Origin of the sequence: Flavicella sp., assembly GCF_037132785.1 — a bacterium.
In the GTDB taxonomy this organism is placed as follows: domain Bacteria; phylum Bacteroidota; class Bacteroidia; order Flavobacteriales; family Flavobacteriaceae; genus Flavicella.
The window spans coordinates 1-23,655 of sequence record NZ_JBAHZZ010000096.1 but is presented as its reverse complement, the minus strand read 5'-3'; the positions used below and the strand labels follow the sequence as shown (position 1 = coordinate 23,655).

General features: G+C 33.8%; 21 protein-coding genes and 1 tRNA gene. 19 read left to right on the top strand and 3 right to left on the bottom strand.

Going from position 1 to position 23,655, the window contains the following annotated elements; all coding sequences use genetic code 11:
* Positions 1-39: 39 nt before the first annotated feature.
* From V5787_RS06515 to ilvA, 3 genes are all read left to right on the top strand, one after another.
* A complete protein-coding gene (locus tag V5787_RS06515; RefSeq protein WP_336892452.1) occupies positions 40-498 on the top strand; it encodes a 3-oxoacyl-ACP synthase in 459 nt (152 codons plus the stop codon).
* A 451-nt stretch (positions 499-949) separates the two neighbouring features.
* Positions 950-2,422, top strand: a complete 1,473-nt coding sequence (ilvC, locus tag V5787_RS06510) for a ketol-acid reductoisomerase (protein ID WP_336892451.1) — start codon at positions 950-952, stop codon at positions 2,420-2,422.
* 336 nt (positions 2,423-2,758) lie between these two features.
* A complete protein-coding gene (ilvA, locus tag V5787_RS06505) occupies positions 2,759-4,003 on the top strand; it encodes a threonine ammonia-lyase IlvA (RefSeq protein ID WP_336892450.1) in 1,245 nt (414 codons plus the stop codon).
* On the opposite strand, the gene V5787_RS06500 is transcribed toward ilvA, so the two are convergent.
* From V5787_RS06500 to V5787_RS06490, 3 genes are read right to left on the bottom strand one after another with little or no spacing between them, the layout of a single operon-like run.
* Positions 3,985-4,683, bottom strand: a complete 699-nt coding sequence (locus V5787_RS06500) for an RluA family pseudouridine synthase (RefSeq protein ID WP_336892449.1) — start codon at positions 4,681-4,683, stop codon at positions 3,985-3,987. The genes ilvA and V5787_RS06500 overlap by 19 nt on opposite strands.
* A 17-nt stretch (positions 4,684-4,700) precedes the next feature.
* Entirely contained in the window at positions 4,701-5,309 is a 609-nt protein-coding gene (gene yihA, locus V5787_RS06495; RefSeq protein WP_336892448.1) for a ribosome biogenesis GTP-binding protein YihA/YsxC, read from the bottom strand.
* 59 nt (positions 5,310-5,368) lie between these two features.
* Positions 5,369-6,133, bottom strand: coding sequence for an alpha/beta hydrolase (locus V5787_RS06490; RefSeq protein WP_336892447.1), 765 nt, complete (start codon positions 6,131-6,133; stop codon positions 5,369-5,371).
* A 223-nt stretch (positions 6,134-6,356) separates the two neighbouring features.
* On the opposite strand from V5787_RS06490, the gene V5787_RS06485 reads away from it, so the two are divergent.
* The 16 genes from V5787_RS06485 to V5787_RS06410 all read left to right on the top strand — a co-directional run bounded on the left by V5787_RS06485 (position 6,357) and on the right by V5787_RS06410 (position 23,422).
* Positions 6,357-6,833, top strand: coding sequence for a division/cell wall cluster transcriptional repressor MraZ (locus V5787_RS06485; RefSeq protein ID WP_336892446.1), 477 nt, complete (start codon positions 6,357-6,359; stop codon positions 6,831-6,833).
* Complete coding sequence (gene rsmH, locus V5787_RS06480; protein WP_336892445.1) at positions 6,817-7,725, top strand: 16S rRNA (cytosine(1402)-N(4))-methyltransferase RsmH; 909 nt, start codon at positions 6,817-6,819, stop codon at positions 7,723-7,725. Before V5787_RS06485 ends, rsmH begins: the two co-directional genes overlap by 17 nt.
* 1 nt (position 7,726) lies before the next feature.
* Positions 7,727-8,041 carry an FtsL-like putative cell division protein gene (locus V5787_RS06475; protein WP_336892444.1) on the top strand — a complete coding sequence of 105 codons (315 nt, stop codon included), beginning with the start codon at positions 7,727-7,729 and terminating at the stop codon, positions 8,039-8,041.
* A 56-nt stretch (positions 8,042-8,097) separates the two neighbouring features.
* Positions 8,098-10,062: a penicillin-binding protein gene (locus V5787_RS06470; protein ID WP_336892457.1), complete on the top strand. Its 1,965-nt coding sequence runs from the start codon at positions 8,098-8,100 to the stop codon at positions 10,060-10,062.
* Between the two features lies 1 nt (position 10,063).
* On the top strand, positions 10,064-11,527 hold the full coding sequence (locus tag V5787_RS06465) for a UDP-N-acetylmuramoyl-L-alanyl-D-glutamate--2,6-diaminopimelate ligase (protein ID WP_336892443.1): 1,464 nt from the start codon (positions 10,064-10,066) through the stop codon (positions 11,525-11,527).
* Positions 11,528-11,544: 17 nt separating this feature from the next.
* Complete coding sequence (gene mraY / locus V5787_RS06460) at positions 11,545-12,774, top strand: phospho-N-acetylmuramoyl-pentapeptide-transferase (protein ID WP_336892442.1); 1,230 nt, start codon at positions 11,545-11,547, stop codon at positions 12,772-12,774.
* 12 nt (positions 12,775-12,786) lie between these two features.
* Positions 12,787-14,124 (top strand): UDP-N-acetylmuramoyl-L-alanine--D-glutamate ligase, encoded by a 1,338-nt coding sequence (murD, locus tag V5787_RS06455; RefSeq protein ID WP_336892441.1) that lies wholly within the window; start codon positions 12,787-12,789, stop codon positions 14,122-14,124.
* A gap of 16 nt (positions 14,125-14,140) precedes the next feature.
* Positions 14,141-15,340, top strand: a complete 1,200-nt coding sequence (locus V5787_RS06450; protein WP_336892456.1) for an FtsW/RodA/SpoVE family cell cycle protein — start codon at positions 14,141-14,143, stop codon at positions 15,338-15,340.
* A 2-nt stretch (positions 15,341-15,342) separates the two neighbouring features.
* Positions 15,343-16,455: an undecaprenyldiphospho-muramoylpentapeptide beta-N-acetylglucosaminyltransferase gene (murG, locus tag V5787_RS06445; RefSeq protein WP_336892440.1), complete on the top strand. Its 1,113-nt coding sequence runs from the start codon at positions 15,343-15,345 to the stop codon at positions 16,453-16,455.
* A complete protein-coding gene (murC, locus tag V5787_RS06440; protein ID WP_336892439.1) occupies positions 16,452-17,795 on the top strand; it encodes a UDP-N-acetylmuramate--L-alanine ligase in 1,344 nt (447 codons plus the stop codon). Before murG ends, murC begins: the two co-directional genes overlap by 4 nt.
* 38 nt (positions 17,796-17,833) lie before the next feature.
* Positions 17,834-18,556 carry a cell division protein FtsQ gene (locus V5787_RS06435; protein ID WP_336892438.1) on the top strand — a complete coding sequence of 241 codons (723 nt, stop codon included), beginning with the start codon at positions 17,834-17,836 and terminating at the stop codon, positions 18,554-18,556.
* Positions 18,557-18,559: 3 nt separating this feature from the next.
* On the top strand, positions 18,560-19,924 hold the full coding sequence (gene ftsA / locus V5787_RS06430; protein WP_336892437.1) for a cell division protein FtsA: 1,365 nt from the start codon (positions 18,560-18,562) through the stop codon (positions 19,922-19,924).
* 54 nt (positions 19,925-19,978) lie between these two features.
* Positions 19,979-22,057, top strand: a complete 2,079-nt coding sequence (ftsZ, locus tag V5787_RS06425; RefSeq protein WP_336892436.1) for a cell division protein FtsZ — start codon at positions 19,979-19,981, stop codon at positions 22,055-22,057.
* 119 nt (positions 22,058-22,176) lie between these two features.
* Complete coding sequence (locus V5787_RS06420; RefSeq protein ID WP_336892435.1) at positions 22,177-22,626, top strand: GatB/YqeY domain-containing protein; 450 nt, start codon at positions 22,177-22,179, stop codon at positions 22,624-22,626.
* Between the two features lie 12 nt (positions 22,627-22,638).
* Positions 22,639-22,712, top strand: a tRNA-Arg gene (locus tag V5787_RS06415).
* A gap of 359 nt (positions 22,713-23,071) precedes the next feature.
* Entirely contained in the window at positions 23,072-23,422 is a 351-nt protein-coding gene (locus tag V5787_RS06410; protein WP_336892434.1) for a cupin, read from the top strand.
* Positions 23,423-23,655 lie beyond the last annotated feature (233 nt).

The following is a 23,655-nucleotide window of genomic DNA, read 5'->3' as shown; positions in this document are numbered from 1 at the left end:
AACAACCCGTAATAGATATACAATTAAATTTGATTTTAAATGACCAAGTTAGAAGTAAAAGAAAGGTTAAAGGTTGTTTGTGCAGACTTTGTGAAATCGAAATTAAATACGATTCTAAAGACAGTGCAATCAAATCAAGAAGCGTTGGAGTCTGAATCTAAAAGTTCTGCAGGAGATAAACATGAAACAGGTAGGGCTATGCTGCAATTAGAAATGGAGAAAGCAGGACAGCAATTGAGTGAGGTTGATCAAATGAAATTAGTAGTTGAAAAAATTAATTCGGCGAAAATTTGCGAAGCAGGTAGTTTAGGCTCAGTTGTAAAAACGGAGAGCGTTAATTATTTTATAGGAATTAGTGTCGGTAAAATTGAGCTAGACAATGAAATCTATTTTGTGATTTCTCCTGGATCTCCCATAGGAAAGTTGCTTTTAGGGAAAGTGAAAAATGATATTTTTTTGTTTCAAGAAAGTCAAACTAAAATATTAAATATTTGGTAGTTATGACTAAATGAACACAGATATTAGGTGCAGTTCAGTATGATTTGTGATTTTTATAGTAGCCATAGTCGGTTGTCTATTTATGTTTTAGAACTCTCATTTATCTCTCGTTTCTAGACCGCTACCTTATCTTGCTTTTGAGAATCTTACCTTAGGGTTTTTGGCATATGAGTAAGTCGGTCAATAATCCGTTTTGAACTTCTAAAGGGAGATTCTGGAATGTTGTTTTATCTCTTGGCTTGTTTTTATAAAACAAATACTCAATAATTTTTCAATATAATTAGAACCCAGTCTTTAGGTGGTATTCAAAAAAAACAGTGCAATATTTGTGGATTTATACTGAAATAAAAAAAGGTTTTTATATTTTTGTAAACAGGATAAAAAATAATAATTGATTGAATCAATTTGGGGCAATCATTTAATTTTAAATAAATTAACAAACATAAGAAAAATGGCAAATTATTTTAACACACTTTCTTTACGTGAGCAATTGGAACAATTGGGACAATGTGAATTCATGGAAAAATCAGATTTTGATGGAGGTGTAGCAGTGTTGAAAGGTAAAAAAATAGTTATTATTGGATGTGGAGCTCAAGGATTAAACCAAGGGTTAAACATGAAAGATTCAGGATTAGATGTGTCTTATACATTAAGGCCAGCTGCGATTACTGAAAAAAGACAATCTTACATCAATGCAGCTGAAAATGGATTTGAAGTAGGGACTTACGAAGAGATGATCCCTGCGGCTGATTTGTTAATCAATTTAACTCCAGACAAACAGCATACTGCTGTGGTAACTGCAGTGATGCCATTGATGAAAAAAGGAGCTACTTTATCTTATTCTCATGGATTCAATATAGTTGAAGAAGGAATGCAAGTAAGAAAAGATATTACTGTAATTATGGTTGCGCCTAAGTCACCAGGATCAGAGGTGAGGGAAGAATTCAAAAGAGGATTCGGAGTGCCTACTTTAATTGCTGTTCATCCAGAGAACGATCCAGAAGGAAAAGGATGGGATTATGCCAAAGCATATGCTGTTGGAACTGGTGGTCATACTGCTGGAGTTTTAAAATCTTCTTTTGTTGCTGAGGTTAAGTCTGATTTAATGGGAGAGCAAACAATCCTTTGTGGATTGCTACAGACAGGTTCTATCTTGTGTTTCGATAAAATGGTTGAAGAAGGGGTTGATGCAGGTTATGCTTCTAAATTAGTTCAATTCGGATGGGAAACTATTACTGAGGCTCTAAAATATGGTGGTATTACAAATATGATGGACAGGTTGTCTAACCCAGCAAAAATTGCTGCGTTTAAAGCATCTGAAGATTTAAAAGATATCATGCGTCCATTGTTCCAAAAGCATATGGATGATATTATGTCAGGTCATTTCTCTAAAACAATGATGGAAGACTGGGCAAATGATGATAAAAACTTATTGACTTGGAGAGCTGCAACAGGAGATACTAATTTTGAAAAAACGGCTGCTGCTGATATTGAGATTTCTGAGCAAGAATATTTTGACAATGGAGTACTAATGGTTGCTATGGTAAAATCTGGTGTTGAGTTGGCTTTTGAGGCAATGGTTGAATCTGGAATTATTGATGAGTCTGCATACTACGAGTCGTTACACGAAACTCCATTAATTGCAAATACAATCGCTAGAAAGAAATTATATGAAATGAACAGTGTGATTTCTGATACTGCAGAGTACGGATGTTATTTGTTTGATCATGCAGCAAAACCTTTAATTGCTGAATACGTTAAGAATACATCAATTAATTTAATTGGAAAACCTTTTAACGACGGTGATAATGGTGTAGATAATAAAGAATTGATTGAGATTAACGCTGCTATTAGAGAGCATGGTGTTGAGGAAATTGGTGAATACTTGAGAGAATCTATGACAGCAATGAAAAAAATCGTATAGTTTTATATTTTTAATATTCTAAAGCCTGATAGACTCTAAAGTTTATTAGGTTTTTTTTATTTAAATATTAGAAAATTAATGATTTATTTAACAATCTTCTTATTTTTGAAGTCAGGTAGATAAGGTGTGTTTTATAAGTATAAAGCAGATACAATTCAGGGCTTAAATGAATACCAAGGAAAGTTATTTTATAGGATTAGAATATGACTCTTTTGTTTTATAGCAAGAAAAAAAGCTCATGAAATTTATTTTTGTCACTTCATTCGGAGTAAGCCTTTCTTAGTTTATCTAAGAACAAAAGAAAAAATGAGTTTTATATTTAAAAGGAAAAGTATTATGATCAAAATTGAAGCTGTGTTAAAAGCACAGAAAAATATAAAAAAAGTAGTTCAAAGGACACCTTTGGACTATATGGAGAATTATTCTAAAAATTATGACGCAACTATTTCCTTTAAACGTGAGGATTTACAAGTAGTCCGTTCTTACAAAATTAGAGGTGCTTACAATAGAATCAAAAACCTTAGTAAAACAGAATTACAAAACGGAGTGGTATGTGCTAGTGCGGGAAACCATGCTCAAGGAGTTGCTATTGCCTGTCAAAAACTAAAGGTTCCATGTGTCGTTTTTATGCCTATCACTACTTCTAGTCAAAAGATTGGTCAAGTTCATATGTTTGGACAATCTTATGTGGAGGTTGTATTGGTGGGCGATACTTATGATGCTAGTTATGAAGCAGCTTCTATATATTGCATAAAGAATAAAGCTACATTTGTACATCCTTTTGATGATTTAGATGTAATAGCCGGTCAAGGTACTGTAGGCTTAGAGATTATAGATCAAACTAAAGAATCTATTGATTATTTATTTCTTCCAGTAGGCGGTGGTGGTTTGGCAGCTGGTGTTTCTAGTGTATTTCATGTATTAAGTCCTTCGACAAAAATTATCGGAATTGAACCCGATGGAGCACCTTCCTTAAATGTCTCTTTAGAAAAGGGGGTGAATACTACTTTAGATTCTATTGAGAGATTCGTTGACGGTGCGGCAGTAAAACGAATGGGTGATATTTCTTTTGAGATTTGTAAAAAGTTGTTGTATGAAGCGAATACAGTTTCTGAAGGGGCTGTTTGTTCTACAATATTAAAAGTGTATAATGAAAATGCTTTGGTTGTTGAGCCTGCGGGGGCACTCTCTATAACTGCTTTAGACTTGTATAGAGAAGAAATAAAAGGGAAAAATGTAGTTTGTATTGTAAGCGGAGGGAATAATGATATTACTCGAATGGAAGAGATGAAAGAACGTTCTCTTTTACATAAAGGTTTAAAGCATTATTTTATCATTCGTTTTCCGCAACGTGCAGGAGCTTTAAAGGAATTTGTGGTGGATGCTTTAGGTTCAAACGATGATATTACATATTTTGAATACACTAAGAAAAACAATAGAGATAAAGGTTCTGCCATAGTTGGTATTGAACTTAAGAATAAAGAAGATTTTAAACCTTTACTTTTACGAATGAAGGAAAAAGGATTCTTAGGTGAGTACCTAAATGATAATCCAGAACTTTTTCAATTCTTGGTTAAATGACAAGCGTCCCAGATAGGGTCTTTAGGTGTGGGTGCAATTATTTCAATAGGCACTTTACTTACAGGATGAATGAAATTAATTCTACGTGCATGTAAATGAATACCAGCATTTTTATTGCTTCTGTTAAAACCGTATTTCAAATCTCCTTTAATGGGAGAATTGATGTTAGATAATTGAGCGCGAATTTGATGATGTCTACCTGTTTCTAAATCTATTTCTAATAGGTGGTAATTATCTAGACTTTTTAATGTCTTGTAGTGTAATATCGCCTTTTTGGTGTCTTTTGTTTCTTTGTTAAAAACAGTTGCTTTATTATTCTTTGGGTTTTTTCGGAGATAGTTGACAAGTGTGTCTAAAGGTTTTGATGGCTTGTTTTTTACTACAGCCCAGTAGGTTTTGTCGATGGTTTTATCTCGGAGCATTTTATTCAAACGTTCTAATGCTTTTGATGTTTTTGCAAAAATAACAATACCAGTTGTAGGTCTGTCCAAACGATGTACAACTCCTAGATATACATTTCCAGGTTTATTGTATTTTACTTTGATGTATTCTTTTAGGATGTCGTTTAATGGGGTGTCTCCTGTTTTGTCTCCTTGAACCAAATCCCCAGTTCTTTTGTTAACAATGATTAAATGATTGTCTTCAAAAAGGATATCGATGTTTTTGGCTGAGGATTTCAAAATTAGAAGCTAGTTTGTTAGTCGTGTTTTAGATTTTGATTCACTTTATCGATAAACTCTAAGACAGAATCTTTTCCTTTTTTTGAAGTTGCGGAGGTTACAAAATAATTTGGGAATATTTCCCAAGAATCTGCTAATAATTTCTCTTTATAGGTGTCAATATTTCTTTTTAAGACCGTAGGAGATAATTTGTCTGCCTTAGTGAAAATAATGCAGAATGGAATTCTATTTTCTCCTAAAAACTGCATAAAGTCTATGTCAATTCTTTGTGGCTCGTGTCTAGAGTCTATTAAAACAAAAGAACAAATTAGCTGCTCTCTCTGTAAAAAATAATTTTTAATAAAAGATTGAAAAATTCTTTTTACTTTTTTTGAAACCCTAGCATAACCATAACCAGGTAAATCTACCAAAAACCAATTGTCATTTATTTTAAAATGATTGATCAATTGTGTTTTTCCTGGTGTTCCAGATGTTTTAGCTAGTTTTCTGTTGCTAGTCAACATGTTAATCAAAGAAGATTTGCCTACGTTAGATCGCCCAATAAATGAATACTCAGGGATGCGCTCTTTAGGGCATTTTTTAACATCAGAATTACTGATTTCAAAAGCAGCAGTTTTGATTTTCATAACTATGTTTATAAAAAACAAGCACAAATTTTAATAAAATTTGTGCTTGTTTGTTCGTTTTAAATATTGTGTTTTATCATCCAGTCATGAACAATTTTGTTGAATTGTTCAGGATGCTCGGCCATTGGAGCATGACCGCATTTATCAATCCAAAATAATTCTGAATTCGGCATTAATTTGTTGAAATCAGCTGCAACTTCTGGAGGTGTTACGGCATCTTGTTTTCCCCAGACCAAGCATGTTTCCAGTTTCATATCTGGTAAATCTTTAGCCATATTGTGTCTAATAGCACTTCTGGCAAGTGAAAGTATCCTCAATACGCTTCCTCTATCGTTAACAATCTCAAAAAGATCATCAACCATCGATTCTGTAGCCGTTTTCGGATCGTAGAAAACCATTTCTGCTTTTTTTCTTACATATGATCTATCTCCTCTTTTAGGGTAACTATCACCCATAGCATTTTCGTATAAACCAGAACTTCCAGTTAGCACTAAATCACTAACTATTTCAGGGTAGTCTTTAGTTATGTATAATGCAATATGTCCGCCTAATGAATTTCCTATTATGATAGGACGATCTAAGTTTTTGTGTTCAATAAATCGTTTGATAAATTGTGAAAAGTGTTTCACATTTGTCTTAAGCAGTGGTAAGCTGTAAATAGGTAATTCAGGTACAAGAACTCTGTATCCATTGTTGACGAAATATTCGAAAACTCTATCGAACATACTAGTTGTTCCCATTAAACCGTGTAGGAGAACTATGGCTTTTCCTTCGCCGCCTTCACTGTAAGTAAATTCTCCTTCTGTGATAATGTTATTGGTCATTTATAATCTTTTTTACGTTTGCAAATGTACTCTTTTTTTCGCTAAAAATGATTTAAAGACTGTTTGTTCTTTTTCTTTAGAATTTGCTTTTTAAGTTCCACACTATGAATGAACTATGAGAATTAGTGTAAGTAATTATTATTTATTAACAATGTGGGGGATAGTGGTGAATAGTGGTAAAAAAAACCTTACTTTTGGTTTCTGTAACAATTAATATTGAAACTTGGAAAGTATAGTAGGAACATATGAATGTAAGGCTGATTCTAAAGGAAGAATGCTCTTGTCTGCTGCTTTAAAAAAGCAGTTGGATCCTATTTTGCATGAGGGTTTTGTGTTGAAGAGATCTGTTTTTCAGCCCTGTTTGGAATTGTATCCAATTAAGGAATGGAATGCGGTAATGGCTCAGATGAATAGTTTGAATCGTTTTGTTAAGAAAAACAATGATTTTATTCGGCGTTTTACGGCGGGAGTTAAAATGATAGAGTTAGACGCAACTGGAAGGTTGTTGATTCCAAAAGATTTATTGGCTTTTTCGGGAATAACCAAAGAGGTGGTTATGTCTTCTTCGATTTCAATTATTGAAATTTGGGATAAAGGTAAATATGAGCACGCTATAGATGAGGCTACTGTTGATTTTGCTGAATTGGCTGAAGAAGTAATGGGGGCTTTAAATAACGAAGAGGATGGAAGAGTATCATAATCCTGTATTGTTAAAAGAAAGCGTAGACGGCTTAGGTGTTAAGCCTGATGGGATTTATGTTGATGTTACGTTTGGAGGTGGAGGTCATTCTCGTGAGATTTTAAGTCGTTTAGGTGATAAAGGAAGGTTGTTTGCGTTTGATCAGGATCCTGATGCGCAAAGAAATATAATTGATGATAGTCGTTTTGTTTTGATTCAGGAAAATTTTAGATATATATCAAGGTTTCTTCGTTTTTATGGGGTAATCAAGGTCGATGGAATTCTTGGTGATTTAGGCGTTTCTTCTCATCAGTTTAATGTTGCGGAAAGAGGGTTCTCTACTCGTTTTGATGCTGATCTAGATATGAGAATGAATAAAATGGATGAGTTGTCTGCCTATAAAGTAGTGAATACATATAGTGAAAAGAAATTGAGTGATGTTCTTTTTCAGTATGGCGAGTTGCGTAACGCAAGAGCTTTGGCTGCTAAGATATCTGAAGAGAGAAGTGTAGAGAGGATAGTTACAAGTTTTAGACTGAAAGAAGTATTACAGCAGTTTCTTCCTAAAGCAAAAGAACATAAAATATTGGCGCAAATTTTTCAGGCAATTCGAATAGAGGTAAATCAAGAGCTGGAAGTGTTAAAGAAATTTCTGTTGCAGACTCCTAAATTGTTGAATATGGATGGTCGGCTAAGTGTGATTTCTTATCATTCATTAGAAGATAGGTTGGTAAAGCGTTTTATTAAAAATGGATTATTTGAAGGGGAGCCTGAAAAGGATTTTTATGGAAATATTGATGTTCCGTTAAAAAATATTGGCAAGATGATTATTCCAACACACGAAGAGATAAAAGCAAATAATAGAGCAAGAAGTGCTAAGCTTCGAATAGCGACTCCTAAGAAAAAAAAATAAGATGAAATTCTATGATGTTTTAAAAGGAGGGTTTTTAGTAAATAAAGGTGCTTTTAAAAATTGGAGAATTATTTTGTTTGTGGTTTCTCTGTTGCTATTTATGATTTCAAGTTCGCATAGTGCGGATCGGAAGGTGATGGAGATTTCCAGAATGAATATTGAAATGAGGAAGCTAAAGGCATTATATATAGATTCAGGAACTTATTTAACACGGATGAAAATGGAATCCTCCGTAGTAAAGAAGTTGAAAGAAAGAGGTTTGGGGTCACCTACAAGACCACCGATAAAAATTAAAGTAACAGTAAAAACGAATTAAAAGTGAGCACTAAAAAAAAAGGCATATTAAGCAGACTATCGATTGTAGTTGTCTTGATGACTTTTTTTTTGTTAGTAATTTTTGCTGAAATCACACGTATTCAATACTTAGAAGGTGATAAATATCGTGATATGTCTGCACATAGAACAATTCGAAAAGATACAATCTTTTACAATCGAGGCAATGTGGTTTCTGCCAGAGGCAGCTTACTCGCTACTTCTATGTCAAAATATGACATTCGAATGGATGTAGTTACGGTAAAGGATGCGGTATTTGAAAAAAACATTCACTCTCTGTCTGAGTCAATGTCTGCGATGTTTGGAAGAACTGCAACTTATTATCAAGCTTATTTTAGAAAGGCTAGAAGATCGAGAAATCGTTACCTGAATGTAGCTAAGAACTTAGGGTATATGGATTATTTGAAAGTGAAGAATTTTCCCATTTTTAATCTAGGGCCCTATAAAGGAGGTTTTATAGCTGAGCAAAGAACGGTGCGTGAGCACCCGATAGGGAAAATAGCAGAAAGAACGATTGGTTATGATGATTATCGAGGCGAAGTTGGGATAGAAGGTGCGTATACAGATTATTTAGAAGGAAGTGTAGGTTGGAGAATGAAGCAGAAAATTGCTAAAAATCTATGGAAGCCAATTAATGATAATAATGAAGTGGAGCCTAAGGATGGTAGTGATGTAATTACCACAATTGATATAAATGTACAGGATATTGCACATCATGCGTTGTTAGAGCAGTTAGAAAAATTTGAGGCAGATCACGGTTGTGTGGTTGTTATGGAGACAAGTACAGGTTCTATAAAAGCAATTGCGAATTTGGGTAGAACCCCTGAAGAAAAATATTACGAGAAGAGAAATTATGCTGTTTGGGAGTCTCATGAACCTGGGTCTACTTTTAAAGTAGCTAGTTTGTTGATTGCTTTAGAGGATAAAGTGCTTGATACGAGTACGGTAGTTGACACGGAAAAAGGAAGAATTTTCATTCATGGAAAAAAAGTTGAAGATTCGCGTTGGGGAGGTTATGGAAAGATTTCTGCAGGGCGTGTTATTGAGGTTTCTTCTAATGTAGGTATCGTTAAATTAATTCAAAAACACTATAAAAAAAATCCACAAAAATTTGTTGATGCAGTTAATGAAATTGGTTTAGGTTCAAAATTAGGATTAGCGATTAAAGGAGAGGGTGATCCTTATATTCCATCACCAAAAGACAAAAAAAGATGGAGTGGTATTTCTTTGGAATGGATGGCCTGGGGTTATGGGGTTTCTATGACTCCCTTACAGATATTAACTTTTTATAATGCGATTGCTAACAATGGCATAATGGTGAAGCCAAAATTTGTGACTGCATTGAGGACAGAGGGAAAGATTGATAAGGTTTTTGAAACTCAAGTAATCAATCCGAGAATTGCTTCTATGGAAACGGTTAAAAAATTGAGGAGAGTATTAGAAAAGGTTGTGGAACAAGGTACGGCTACTAATATTTATACACCTAATTTTTCAATGGCTGGTAAAACAGGTACGGCTAAAAAATACATTCCAGTAACTAAAGATAAAAATGGAGAAATCCAAGGAGGATATTATTCAAATAAAGAATATACGGCTTCGTTTGTAGGATTTTTTCCTGCAGATGCTCCGAAGTATTCTTGTATAGTTGTGATTCATAACCCTGATAAAAAGAAAGGGTATTATGGTTCAACCGTTGCAGCTCCAGTGTTTAAAAAGATAGCACAAAAAATGTATGCCTCTGCTCCAATTAAAAGAGAGGTCCAAAATAAAAGCCCTCAAATAGAAGAGTTTCGAATTGATTCTGAAGAATATTATTCGTTGTTAAATAGCGAGTTAAAAACTATTCCAGACGTTCGAGGTATGGCGGGTATGGATGCTATATCAGTGTTAGAAAATTTAGGAATGAAAGTGATTTATGAAGGTGTTGGAACGGTAAAGTCGCAGTCTGTTCGAAAAGGCATAAAAATTCAAAAAGGATCAACTATAGTTTTGAAATTAAGTTAAGATGAAAGAGTTAAAAAACATACTTGATGGAGTTGTTATTCTTGAGCAAAGAGGGAATGCTTGTGTTCAGATAAATGCTATTGTGTTTGATTCGAGAAAAATAAAATCTGGAGATTTATTTGTTGCACAGAAAGGAATTTCTTTTGATGGCCATCTCTTTATAGAAAAGGCAATTCAATTAGGAGCGTTAGCGATCGTTTGTCAGGAGTTTCCAAAAGACTTAATAGACAGTATTGTTTATATAAAAGTAGTAAATAGTGATCATGCCTTAGCGCATTTGGCATCCAATTTTTTCGATAAACCATCTTCTAAGTTAAAACTAATTGGAGTTACAGGAACAAATGGTAAAACCACAGTAGCTACTTTGCTATATAATTTATTTCAAAAAGCTGGATTTACATCAGGATTGTTGTCTACGGTAAAAATAAGAATTAGTGAAGATAGTTATGAGGCTACTCATACAACTCCAGATTCAGTTACAATCAATTCGTATTTAAATCAAATGTTGGAGGCAGGTGTTACTCATTGTTTTATGGAGGTTAGTTCTCATGGTATTCATCAAAATAGAACTGAAGGATTGGACTTTGATGGAGGGGTTTTTACAAATTTATCCCATGATCATTTAGATTATCATAAAACCTTTGCCGAATATAGAGATGTTAAAAAACGATTTTTCGACAATTTGTCAAAGAATTCTTTTGCCTTGACAAATGCAGATGATAAGAATGGTTTTGTTTTATTGCAGAATACAAAAGCTAGAAAATTGAGTTATGCTTTGAGGTCAATGGCTGATTATAAAGCGAAAATTTTAGAAAAGAGTTTTTCAGGAATGATGCTGCAGGTTGATGGAAGTGAAGTTTGGATACAACTTATAGGTGATTTTAATGTTTCAAATTTATTAGCAATTTATGGTGTCGCAACGGAATTAGGCTTGCCTAAAGAAGAAGTGTTATTGTTGATGAGTCAATTAGAGAGTGTAAATGGTCGTTTCCAGTATTCTATCTCTCCAGGAGGTATTGTGACAATTGTGGATTATGCGCATACTCCAGACGCTCTTAAAAATGTGTTAACTACAATAGCAGGAATCCGATCAGGTAAGGAAAATGTAATTTCTGTTGTTGGTTGTGGAGGAGATAGAGATATTTCTAAAAGAAGTAAAATGGGGAATATTGCTTCGTTGTTAAGTGATCAAGTGATATTTACATCTGATAACCCTAGGTTCGAAGATCCTCAAGAGATAATAAGTCAAATCGAAGAAGGTGTTTCTTCTGAAAATCAGAAAAAAACACTTTCAATCATCGATAGAAAACAGGCAATAAAAACGGCGCTAAAATTAGCCTCTAAAGGGGATATAGTTTTGGTCGCTGGAAAAGGACATGAAGATTATCAGGATGTTCAAGGTGTAAAAAAACATTTTGATGATAAAGAAGTTATTCAGTCTGTAATAAAAGAATTAGAGAAATAAAAATAAAAGTTAATTGTATGCTGTATTATTTATTTGATTATCTAAGAACAAACTATGATTTGATTGGAGCTGGGGTTTTTCAATACATAACATTTAGAGCTTCCTTGGCGTTTATCTGTTCCATTTTACTTTCTACAATTTATGGAAAAAGAATGATAAACTATTTAAGGAAAAAACAAATAGGTGAATCTGTGCGTGATTTAGGTTTAGAAGGACAGACGCAAAAATCTGGAACTCCAACAATGGGCGGGTTAATCATAATTTTTGCAACATTGATTCCAGTCTTGCTTTTTGCTAAAATTGATAATATTTATATCGTCATTCTGTTGATTACTACCCTTTGGATGGGGGCTATTGGTTTTTTAGATGATTATATTAAGGTGTTTAAAAAAGACAAAGACGGTTTAAAAGGAAAGTTTAAGGTACTGGGGCAAGTAGGTCTTGGTATTATCGTAGGCGGAATGTTGTTTTTTAATCCAAACGTTACTATGAAAGAAAAGTTACCAGCTGATCAAATTCAATTGGTGACAGAGAGTGGTGTGCCAAAAATATTTGGTAAGGAGGTTAAAGCCATAAAGACGACACTTCCTTTTATGAAAAATAACGAATTGGATTATTCTGTTGTAACAAATTTGTTAGGTGACACTCCGGGTAAATGGGGGTGGCTGATCTTTATACCAATTGTAATTTTTATTGTTACAGCTGTTTCTAATGGAGCTAATTTAACGGATGGGATTGATGGATTGGCTGCAGGAACGTCTGTGATTATTGTACTTACACTAGGGGTGTTCGCTTGGGTGTCTGGGAATATAATTTTCGCTAATTATTTGGATGTTATGTATATCCCTAATTCAGGTGAAATGGTGGTTTTCATAAGCGCTTTTTCAGGTGGATTGGTTGGGTTTTTATGGTATAATACCTATCCCGCTCAAGTTTTTATGGGAGATACAGGAAGTTTGACTATTGGGGCTATTATTGCTGTTGTCGCAGTTGCAACACGTAAAGAATTATTGATACCTGTATTGGCAGGAATCTTTTTTGTGGAAAATTTTTCGGTAGTACTACAGGTAGGATATTTTAAATATACTCGTAAAAAATATGGTGTAGGAAAAAGGATTTTTAAAATGGCTCCTTTACATCATCATTATCAAAAATTAGGTTATCACGAGTCCAAAATTGCAGCTCGTTTTATTATTATTGGTCTGTTATTAGCGGTCGTTACCGTAGTGACATTAAAGCTTAGATAAGGAAAGAATAAGATGGAAAAACTTGTTGTACTTGGGGGAGGTGAGAGTGGTGTTGGTACTGCTGTTTTGGCGAAACAAAAAGGTTATGCTGTTTTTGTATCTGATAAAGGAGAAATCAAAGAATCCTATAAAAAGATTCTTGTCAGTCATCAAATTGAGTTTGAATCTCAAAAACATAGTTTGGATAAAATTATGGATGCTGATATTGTGATGAAAAGTCCAGGTATTCCAGATTTAATTCCGTTGGTGGTTAGTTTGAAAGAAAAAGGGGTTCCCGTCATCTCAGAGATTGAGTTTGCCTCAAAATTTACCGAGGCAACTTTGATTGGAATCACCGGGTCGAACGGAAAAACTACGACTACAATGTGGTTGTATCATATATTAAAAAAAGCTGGATTCAATTGCGGAATGGCCGGGAATATCGGTGATAGTTTTGCATTGCAAGTAGCAACTAAAAACTATGAGAATTATGTATTGGAACTTAGTAGTTTTCAGTTAGATGGCATCATAAATTTTGCTCCTCATATTGCGATTATTACAAACACATCACCAGATCATTTAGATAGATATGATTACAAATACGAGAACTATATAACATCGAAGTTCTTGATTACAAAAAATCAAACAGAAAAAGATTATTTGATTTACGATGCAGATGATATTGAAACACAAAAATGGCTAAGTAGTCATAAAGTGAAAGCGCAGTTGGTGCCGTTTTCTTTGAAAGAAGAAAAACCACGTCAAGGTGCATATATAAAAGATGATAAAATTCAAACAATATTAAATAAAGAGATTATAACAATGGATATTTCTAAACTAGCAATAAAAGGAAAACATAATATTAAAAATGCGATGGCTTCTTCTTTAGCAGCTCAGATGATGAGGGCTAGAAAACAAGTGATAAAAGATAGTTTAGAAGATTTTGAAGGAGCAGAACATCGCTTAGAAATGGTTTTAAAGATTAATGGAGTCCAGTATGTCAATGATTCTAAAGCAACCAATGTAAATGCTGTTTTTTATGCATTAGAATGTATGGAATCTCCAACTGTTTGGATAGTTGGTGGTATTGATAAGGGAAATGATTATTTAGATTTAATGCCGTTGGTGAGAGAGAAAGTAAAAGCTATTATCTGTTTGGGAGTGGACAACGCAAAAATTATTCACACTTTTGACGGTGTAGTTGATTTTCTAATTGAAACAACAAATGCAGAAGAGGCTGTTAAGACAGCATACAAACTAGCGTCTAAAGGAGATACAGTATTATTGTCTCCTGCCTGTGCAAGTTTTGATCTATTTGAAGGTTATGAAGATAGAGGTAGACAATTTAAAAATGCAGTAAGGCATTTGTAAAACCGTAATAATAATGATGCATAATTTATTCAAACATCTACAGGGGGATAGAGTAATATGGGCACTGGTTGCCATGTTAGCGATACTCTCGTTTATGCCCGTATATAGTGCGAGTACTAATTTGGTGTATGTAGTTGGTAATGGCTCTACAATGGGGCATTTGATTAAACATGCGGTTTTGTTGTTGATGGGATTTGCTATTATGTTTGCGGTGCATAAAATACCATACCGTTTTTTTAGCGGAGGGGCTGTTTTATTGTATCCGATTGTAATTGTATTATTAGTATATACACTGTCATTAGGAAATACAATAGGGGGTGCAAATGCAAGTAGATGGATCCGTGTTCCGATTGTAGGAGTTGGATTTCAAACGTCAACACTTGCAGCTTTGGTATTGATGGTGCTTGTTGCTCGTTATATTTCACGAAATAAGGACAAAGAAATTAAATTCAAAGAAAGTTTATTACAGTTGTGGTTACCTGTAGGATTGACCTTGGTGTTGATATTACCTGCAAACTTTTCTACGACGGCGATTACTTTTTTTATGGTTTTGATATTAGTTTTTTTAGGAGGTTACCCAATTAAATATATTTTGTTCATTTTGGGGATGGGAATTGTTTCTTTGAGTCTTTTTGTTTTGACAGCAAAAGCTTTTCCAGATGCAATGCCAAATAGAGTGAATACTTGGCAAAGTAGAATTGAAAGTTTTTCCAATTCTAGTGAGACCGAAGGGTATCAAGTTGAAAAAGCCAAAATAGCAATTGCTATTGGAGGGATAACAGGTAGAGGACCAGGTAAAAGTGTTCAAAAGAATTTTTTACCTCAATCTTCTTCAGATTTTATTTATGCAATAATTATAGAAGAATATGGATTGATAGGAGGTCTTGCAATATTAATCTTTTATTTTATGCTGTTGATGCGTATTTTGATTGCAGCAAAAAAAGCAGGTACTGTGTTTGGAACCATGTTGGTAATTTCTGTTGGGATTCCAATAATATTCCAAGCAATGATTAATATGGCGGTTGCCACAAATTTATTACCAGTAACAGGGCAAACTTTGCCTCTGATTAGTAGCGGAGGAACATCTATATGGATGACTTGTTTTAGTTTAGGGATTATACTAAGTGTTTCTTCTGCGAATGAAATAACAGAGGAGCAATTGGAAGAGGAAGATGAAAACCCATTATCGATTCTTCATGAGACGATACATGATTAAAAATGAAATTTAAAATGAAAGTATTAATTAGCGGAGGTGGAACAGGGGGGCATATTTATCCTGCGATTGCAATTGCAAACGAAATTAAGGAGCGATATCCAGCTGCTGAATTTTTGTTTGTAGGAGCGAAGGATCGTATGGAGATGGAAAAAGTACCTAATGCTGGTTATAAAATCAAAGGATTATGGATCTCAGGAATTCAACGTAAGTTAACGGTTGATAATCTTTCATTTCCATTCAAATTATTGAGTAGTATTTGGGAGTCTAAAAAAATTGTTAATGCATTTAAACCCGATGTTGTTATTGGTACAGGTGGTTTTGCTAGTGGACCTGTTTTGTATATAGCCGAAAATAGAGGGATTCCTACATTGATTCAAGAACAAAATTCTTATCCAGGAATTACAAATAAATTATTATCCAAAAAAGCAAGCTCTATTTGTGTAGCTTATGATAATTTGGAGCGTTTTTTTCCGAAAGATAAGATTCAGAAAACGGGGAATCCAGTACGTCAAAATTTATTGACAGTTGACTCTAAGAGAGAAACTGGAATAGTTTTTTTTAAGTTAGATAAGACAAAGAAAACTTTGTTAGTGATTGGAGGGAGTTTAGGTGCGAGAGCAGTAAACAAACTGATAGCTTCTTCGATAGATTTTTTTAAAGAGAATGATATTCAGGTTATTTGGCAGACAGGTGAGTTTTATATAGAAGAGTACAAACATTTTGATAAACGAGAGGCTATTCAAACGCATGCTTTTTTATCAGAAATGGATTTGGCATATGCAGCAGCTGATTTTATAATTAGTAGAGCTGGCGCAAGTTCAATTTCAGAATTGTGTATTGTTGGTAAGCCAACAATTTTTATTCCATCTCCAAATGTGTCAGAAGATCATCAAACTAAAAATGCGATGACTTTAGTTGAAAGAGAGGCGGCTATTTTGATAAAAGAATCAGAATTATTTTTTTTTCAAAAAAAGTTTTTAAATCTTTTGGAAAATGAAAAATTACAATCGAATTTATCAAAAAACATAAAAGATTTGGCTTTGCCAAATGCTACTAAATCGATAGTAGATCAAATAGAAATATTAGTAGGATTAAAAAAAAATAAAGAGAATTGAATTTAGACAACGTACATAGTGTTTATTTTATCGGAATTGGCGGAATTGGTATGTCAGCTATTGCAAGATATTTCTGTGCAAATGGAAAGAAGGTTGCTGGTTATGATAAAATGTCTTCGGGTATTACTGATGCTTTGGTCGCTTTAGGATCTGAAATCCATTTTGAAGATTCGGTTGCTTTGATCCCCGAAATATTTAAAGATATTGAAAATACTTTGGTGGTGTATACTCCCGCTATTCCTAAAGATCATAGAGAGTTTAATTTCTTTTGGGATGCTGGTTTTAGTACGGTCAAAAGAGCTGATGTGCTGGGAGAGATAACAAAAAACACCTTTTGTTTGGCGGTTGCAGGAACTCATGGAAAAACCACAACTTCTTCTATTTTGGGTCATATTATGAAAGTATGTGGAACAAAGGCGACTTCTTTTTTAGGAGGGATTACTGAGAATTATAATTCTAATTTAATATTGGGAGAAGATGAAATATCGGTTGTTGAAGCAGATGAATATGATAGGTCGTTTTTAAAATTGTCGCCTAATATTGCTTGTGTGACTTCAATGGATGCAGACCATTTAGATATTTATGGAGGAAAGGAAGCTCTGGAAGCCTCTTTTCTCGAGTTTTCCAATCTAGTATCTAAACAGTTAATTATTTGTAAAGGTTTGCCCTTAGAAGGTTTGACTTATGCTGTAGATGAAGATGCGGATTATAAAATATTTAATATCGAAATTAAAAAAGGTGTGTATCGTTTTTCTATAAAAACACCCTTGGCTCAAGAGGATAATGTAGAGTTGTGTTTGCTAGGTAGACATAATTTGTCAAATGCTTTGGCGGCTGTTGCTTTGGCAGAACAATTTGGGTTGTCTTTGGTGAAAATCAGAAATTCATTAAAGAGTTTTATGGGGGTTAAAAGGCGTTTTTCATATAAAATAAGAACTGATGATTTTGTTTTAATAGATGATTATGCGCATCACCCAACAGAAATTAACGCGGTTGTAGATACAGTGAGAGAAATGTATCCAACGGAAAAAGTGATGGCGGTGTTTCAGCCACATTTATTCAGTAGAACTAATGATTTTATTGAGGGTTTTGCATCGAGTTTGTCTAGGTTTGATGAAATTGTACTTTTAGATATTTACCCAGCCAGAGAATTGCCGATAGAGGGCGTGACGTCTGAATGGCTGTTGACTAAAATTAAATTAGAGCATAAAAAAATCGCAAAAAAAGAAGCGGTGTATCAAGAGATTATAAAATCAAATGCGAAGGTTGTCGTCATGATTGGAGCTGGGGATATTGGGGCTTTGATTGAAGAAGTCACTAAAAAGTTATTAACAAAATAAATCACTTACAAGTGCATAAGGATAATAATTAATAAACAATGAAAAGGTATATAGTTTACATAAAAAGTGTTTTTTTACTTGCTATAGTAGTGTTCTTGTACGGGTTTGGAGCTGAGAGAAATAGCTTGAAATTGGTTAAGAAGCCCATTGTTGAATTTTCAAATGGTGCCAATTTATTCCTTTCTCACGAAATGGTTAATAAATTGTTAATACAAATAAATGGAGAGGTGGTAAACCAGCCAAAATCCTTAATAAATTTACATGAATTGGAAAATGTTGTATTTCAAAATCCATTAGTCGAAGAAGTGAAAGTTTTTATGACTATAAATGGGGATATAAAAGTAGTAATTAAACAGCGTACACCCATAGCGAGAGTGAATACGGGGTCGGAAGTTTATTATATTGACAAGCTAGGTGTTAAAATGCCGTTGTCAAAAAACTATTCGGCTAGAGTATTATTAGTTTCGGGGAGTATTTTAGAGGAAGATATTACATCTATTTATTCACTGGTGAAGAAAATAAATGAGGATGCTTTTTTGTCAGATTTAGTGGTTGGAGTTCGTAAAAACTCCAAGAGCGATTATGTTTTGCAAACAAGAAAATATGATCAACATATTCAAATTGGAAAAATTGAAAAATTGAATATAAAATTTAAAAAATTAGAAGCTTTTTACAATGAGGTAATTCAGAGTAATGAAGTGAAGAAATATAAAACGATTAATTTAAAATTCAGCAACCAGGTTGTCTGTACAAAGAATTAACTTATGGAAAAAAGGACTTTCTCAGTTGGATTAGATATTGGTACTACAAAAATTGTTGCCATTATTGGGTGTAAGAATGAATACGGAAAACTTGAAATTTTAGGGATTGGTAAGGCAAAAAGTCTTGGCGTAAAAAGAGGTGTAGTAAATAATATTACCCAAACAATACTCTCGATACAACAAGCGGTGGAAGAGGCAGAGAATGTATCTGGCTATGAAATTAAAGATGTTGTTGTCGGTATAGCCGGTCAGCATATTCGTAGTTTGCATCATAGTGATTATATTACAAGAGATGATGCCGATAGAGTAATTGATGAGGATGATATTGATAATTTAATTAATCAAGTTCACAAATTGGTTATGTTACCTGGAGAAGAAATAATCCATGTATTACCACAAGATTTTAAAGTTGATAGTCAAGAGCATATCAAAGAAACTATCGGAATGTATGGTGGTCGATTGGAAGCGAATTTTCATGTAGTTGTAGGTCAGGTTTCTTCGATTAGAAATATCGGACGTTGCGTTAAAAGTGCTGGACTTGATTTGTCAGAAATAACATTAGAACCTTTGGCATCTGCATCAGCAGTATTAAGTCAAGAAGAAAAAGAAGCAGGTGTTGCTTTGATTGATATAGGTGGAGGAACAACGGATTTGGCTATTTTTAAAGATGGAATTATCCGCCATACAGCAGTAATCCCTTTCGGAGGAAATGTAATTACAGAAGACATCAAAGAAGGGTGTTCAATAATTGAAAAACAAGCAGAACTTCTAAAAGTAAAATTCGGATCAGCTTGGCCTGGCGAAAATAAAGAGAACGAAATAGTTTCTATACCAGGATTGAGAGGTAGAGACCCAAAGGAAATCACATTAAAGAATTTATCAAAAATTATCCATGCAAGGATAACTGAGATTATTGACCAAGTGTATTTGGAAATCAAAAATTATGGTCACGAAACTCAACAAGGAAAATTAATTGCGGGTATTGTATTAACAGGAGGAGGAGCTCAAGTGAAACATTTGAAGCAGTTAGTTGAATATATTACAGGGATGGATACCCGTATCGGTTATCCGAATGAACATTTAGCAGGAGGGTCGGATGAGTCTTTAAGTAGTCCGATTTTTGCAACAGCCGTAGGTTTGTTGATGGAAGGTCTGGAGAAACAAGAAAGATTAGGACGTATTGACCCACCAGACAAGGAGAAATTTTCAGAAGATGTATATGATCAAGAAACTTTTATAGCCTCAAGAAAAAATAACGAAATCTCTGAAGAACAAAGTAAGAGCAAAGAGGTAAAGCCAGCTCCTAAAAAAACGATTTTCGAAAAGTTTTCTGATAGATTTAAAGAGTTTTTGGATAATGCAGAGTAGCGTAGAAAATAAAATTAAAAAATAATATTTAACCATCAAAAAGAACCCGTTATTATGAGTAGCACAGAATTTGATAACATTTCATTTGATATGCCTAAGTCACAATCTAACACAATAAAAGTTATTGGAGTTGGTGGAGGTGGAAGCAATGCTGTAAACCACATGTTTCAGCAAAACACCAAGGGGGTAGATTATGTAATCTGTAATACAGATGCACAAGCCTTAGAAAGCAGTCCTATTCCAAATAAAATTCAATTAGGAGTTTCATTGACTTCTGGTTTAGGAGCAGGAGCTAATCCTGCGATTGGAGAGGAGGCTGCGATAGAGAGTTTAGAAGAAATAAGAAGTATTCTTACGATACAAACAAAAATGGTATTTATTACTGCTGGTATGGGTGGTGGAACCGGAACAGGAGCAGCACCTATCATTGCTAAATTAGCAAAGGATATGGGACTCTTGACAGTTGGTGTTGTTACGATGCCATTTCAGTTTGAGGGTAGAATGCGTACACTACAAGCTCAAAAAGGAGTAGATGAGTTGCGTAAGAATGTAGATTCTCTAATTGTTATCAATAATAATAAATTACGAGAAGTATATGGAAACTTAGGTTTCAAAGCAGGATTCTCAAAAGCTGACGAAGTGCTGTCGACAGCTTCAAGAGGAATTGCAGAGGTAATTACACATCACTACAAACAAAACATAGATTTACACGATGCTAAGACGGTACTATCTAATAGCGGAACTGCTATTATGGGAGCTGCAAAAGAGTCGGGTACCAATCGTGCTAAAAACGCTATTGTAAAAGCGTTAGATTCGCCATTGTTAAACGATAATAAAATTACAGGCGCTAAAAATGTATTGCTATTAATTATTTCTGGTAAAGTAGAAGTTACGTTAGATGAAATAGGTGAAATCAATGAATTTATTCAAACTGAGGCAGGTTATGAGGCAAATATTATTATGGGAGTTGGTGAAGATGAATCTCTAGAAGATGAAATTTCCTTAACCGTTGTTGCTACTGGTTTTGCAGCAGATCAACAATGTGAAATATCTGATATTGAAGAAAAAAAAGTTATTCATACTTTAGAAGATGAGCAAAAAGCGATCTATAGCTTTGAAGATAAAAACTCTTTAAAAAATCAAATTTTAAGTAGACAACAAGAAGCCTCTGGTGAAGAAAGTAAAATTGTACATGAATTAGAAGAGGAAGAAGAGTCTCTTAGTATAATTGTAGATACCACTAAATTTATTGAGAATTTAGAGGTTCAGTTTGAAGAAGTTAAATTGGATAAAAATCTCCATGGTCTTTCTGAGTTTTCAGAAGGTGAGTTTGAAATAAAGGATATTGCTGTTGAGAAAGCACCAGAAGTTTCAGAAGAAGCTCCCGTTCAAATGGATTTGTTATTTGATATGCCAATTGTAAATATCGAGGAAGTGAAAATTGAAAAAGAAGCTCCTGTTTATTTTAGTTTGGATGATAGCGTAGAGGATTTTATTAATGGTATCGATGTTGTCGCTTATGAAGAGGTTAAACCAAAGATTGTAGAAGAACCTATTGCAGAGGAACCTACCATCAAAAATTGTATTTTAGAAGAGAAAATTGACATAAATAAAATTGAAGATAAGGGGTGTATTGAGGTGAGAAATGAGGAGCCTAAAATTACCCGATATAGTTTAGAAGATTTCGATATTCAACCGACAATAAAAAATGCATCAACGATTGATGTCAATAACTTTAAAGTAATTGGTCATGAAGAAGTAAAAGTGGATAAGGTTGTTGTCGATGAAGAATTGCTAATTACAATTAAGAAAACCAAAGATACTCCGACTGTAGATATTGAGGCTGTTGGAATTAAGAAAATAAGTCCGTTGGATGCGACTATTTCAGAGATTCAACAACGATGTAATAGTCGACGTGAGAAAATGAAAAAGTTTAATTATAAGTTTATGAACAATGTAAGTCAAAATGTTGATGATATTGAAAAACAGCCTGCTTATAAAAGAATGGGAGTAGATTTAGAAGAAGTAAATTCTTTAGATCTCTCTAAATCTAGAACAACTTTAAGTATAGATGATAACGATGAAATACTGCTGAGGTCAAATAATTCATTTCTACACGATAATGTAGATTAGAAAAATATTGCCTTACAGATTGAAGTCGAGCTTAAGTGATGGTTTTTAAATTTTTTCGGAAATAGTATTTGATTATATTTACAGCTGGATATAAAAGAACGTAATAAATAATATAGAATATGAGTTTACAAAAAGAATTGATGGTGAAGTTGAAAGAAGCGATGAAATCGAAAGATAAGATTGCTTTAGAGTCATTACGAGCTGTGAAATCAGCAATTTTATTGGCGCAAACAGAAAGTGGAGCTAAAGAAGAGTTAACTCAAGATCAAGAATTGAAAATAGTTCAAAAGTTAGTGAAACAACGTAAGGACAGTGCCATTTTGTTTTCAGAACAAGGAAGAGAAGATTTGGCTGAGCCAGAATTAGCACAAGCTGAAGTTATTTCTCAATTTTTACCAGAGCAAATGAATGAAGAAGCTGTCAAAGAAGCGATTTCTGGGATTATCTCTCAAACTGGGGCGGAAAGCATGAAAGATATGGGAAAAGTAATGGGGATGTCTTCTAAGCAATTGGCAGGAAAGGCTGATGGAAAGATGATATCGATTATTGTGAAAAAATTATTGTCGTAGTACAATAAATATGGCCGCGTGGCGCAATTGAATAGCGCATCAGATTTCGGCTCTGAGGGTTGGGGGTTTGAATCCCTTCGCGGTCACGGTAAGCCCTTATAGAGCTCAGATTCTATAAGGGCTTTTTAACATATGAGGTTTTATTTACAACTATAGAACTATTGCTCGTGGTTTGTTTTTTTAATGTTTTTCTGTTTTTTACTTGTAATATTTTAAATTAATTCCTTAAGTTTAGGAGTGTTTTAGATAAAATAACGAATATGATTACGAAGTTTTCAGCCAATTCTAGGAGGTTTTGACCTTTAAATATATCTATGGTTTTCCTCGTTTTTAAGATGTACCAGTCTCAAAAATTTAATTTCATGCCTGTTTTTGTGATTTAAATCATAAAAATAGTGAATTCATACAAATAACATTGCTTATAATTAATCTAAATAAAGACAACATGAAGATTGCATCCATAAATAAAGAACTTGAGTACAATGCAGAAAAACCTGCTATCAAAGTACTGTTAGAAACTAATCTTACAAAAGAGATCAGACTAATGTTCAAAAAAGACCAATTAATGAAAGAGCACAAACCCCCTTTTCCCATAGTAGTAGAAATCTTTGAAGGGAAAATAGATTTTGGAGTACTAGGAAAAATTTACAATCTAGTAAAAGGGGATTTAATTGCATTAGAAGGTGGTATTCCTCACGATTTAAAAGCAACAGCAGATAGTATTGTACGTCTTACTTTATCAAAATCAGATATGGTTGAACGTGTTAAACAAGGAAACTTGGATTCAAGGTTGTAACGCAACAAAACGTTTTAGTTTTATGATGTTACTAAGCTACAATTTTAAGTTCAATATCCATCATTTCTTTTGGTGTTTTGATCCATAGATAGTTCTCAATTTGAAACCTGTTTTATAGATTGGGTCAATTCTATTTCAAACTTATCAAAAGGACAAGTAATAGCAATTGATGGAAAAACATTAAGAGGGGCAAAGTCCAATGGAGAAAAATCACCAGTTCACATGGTGAGTGC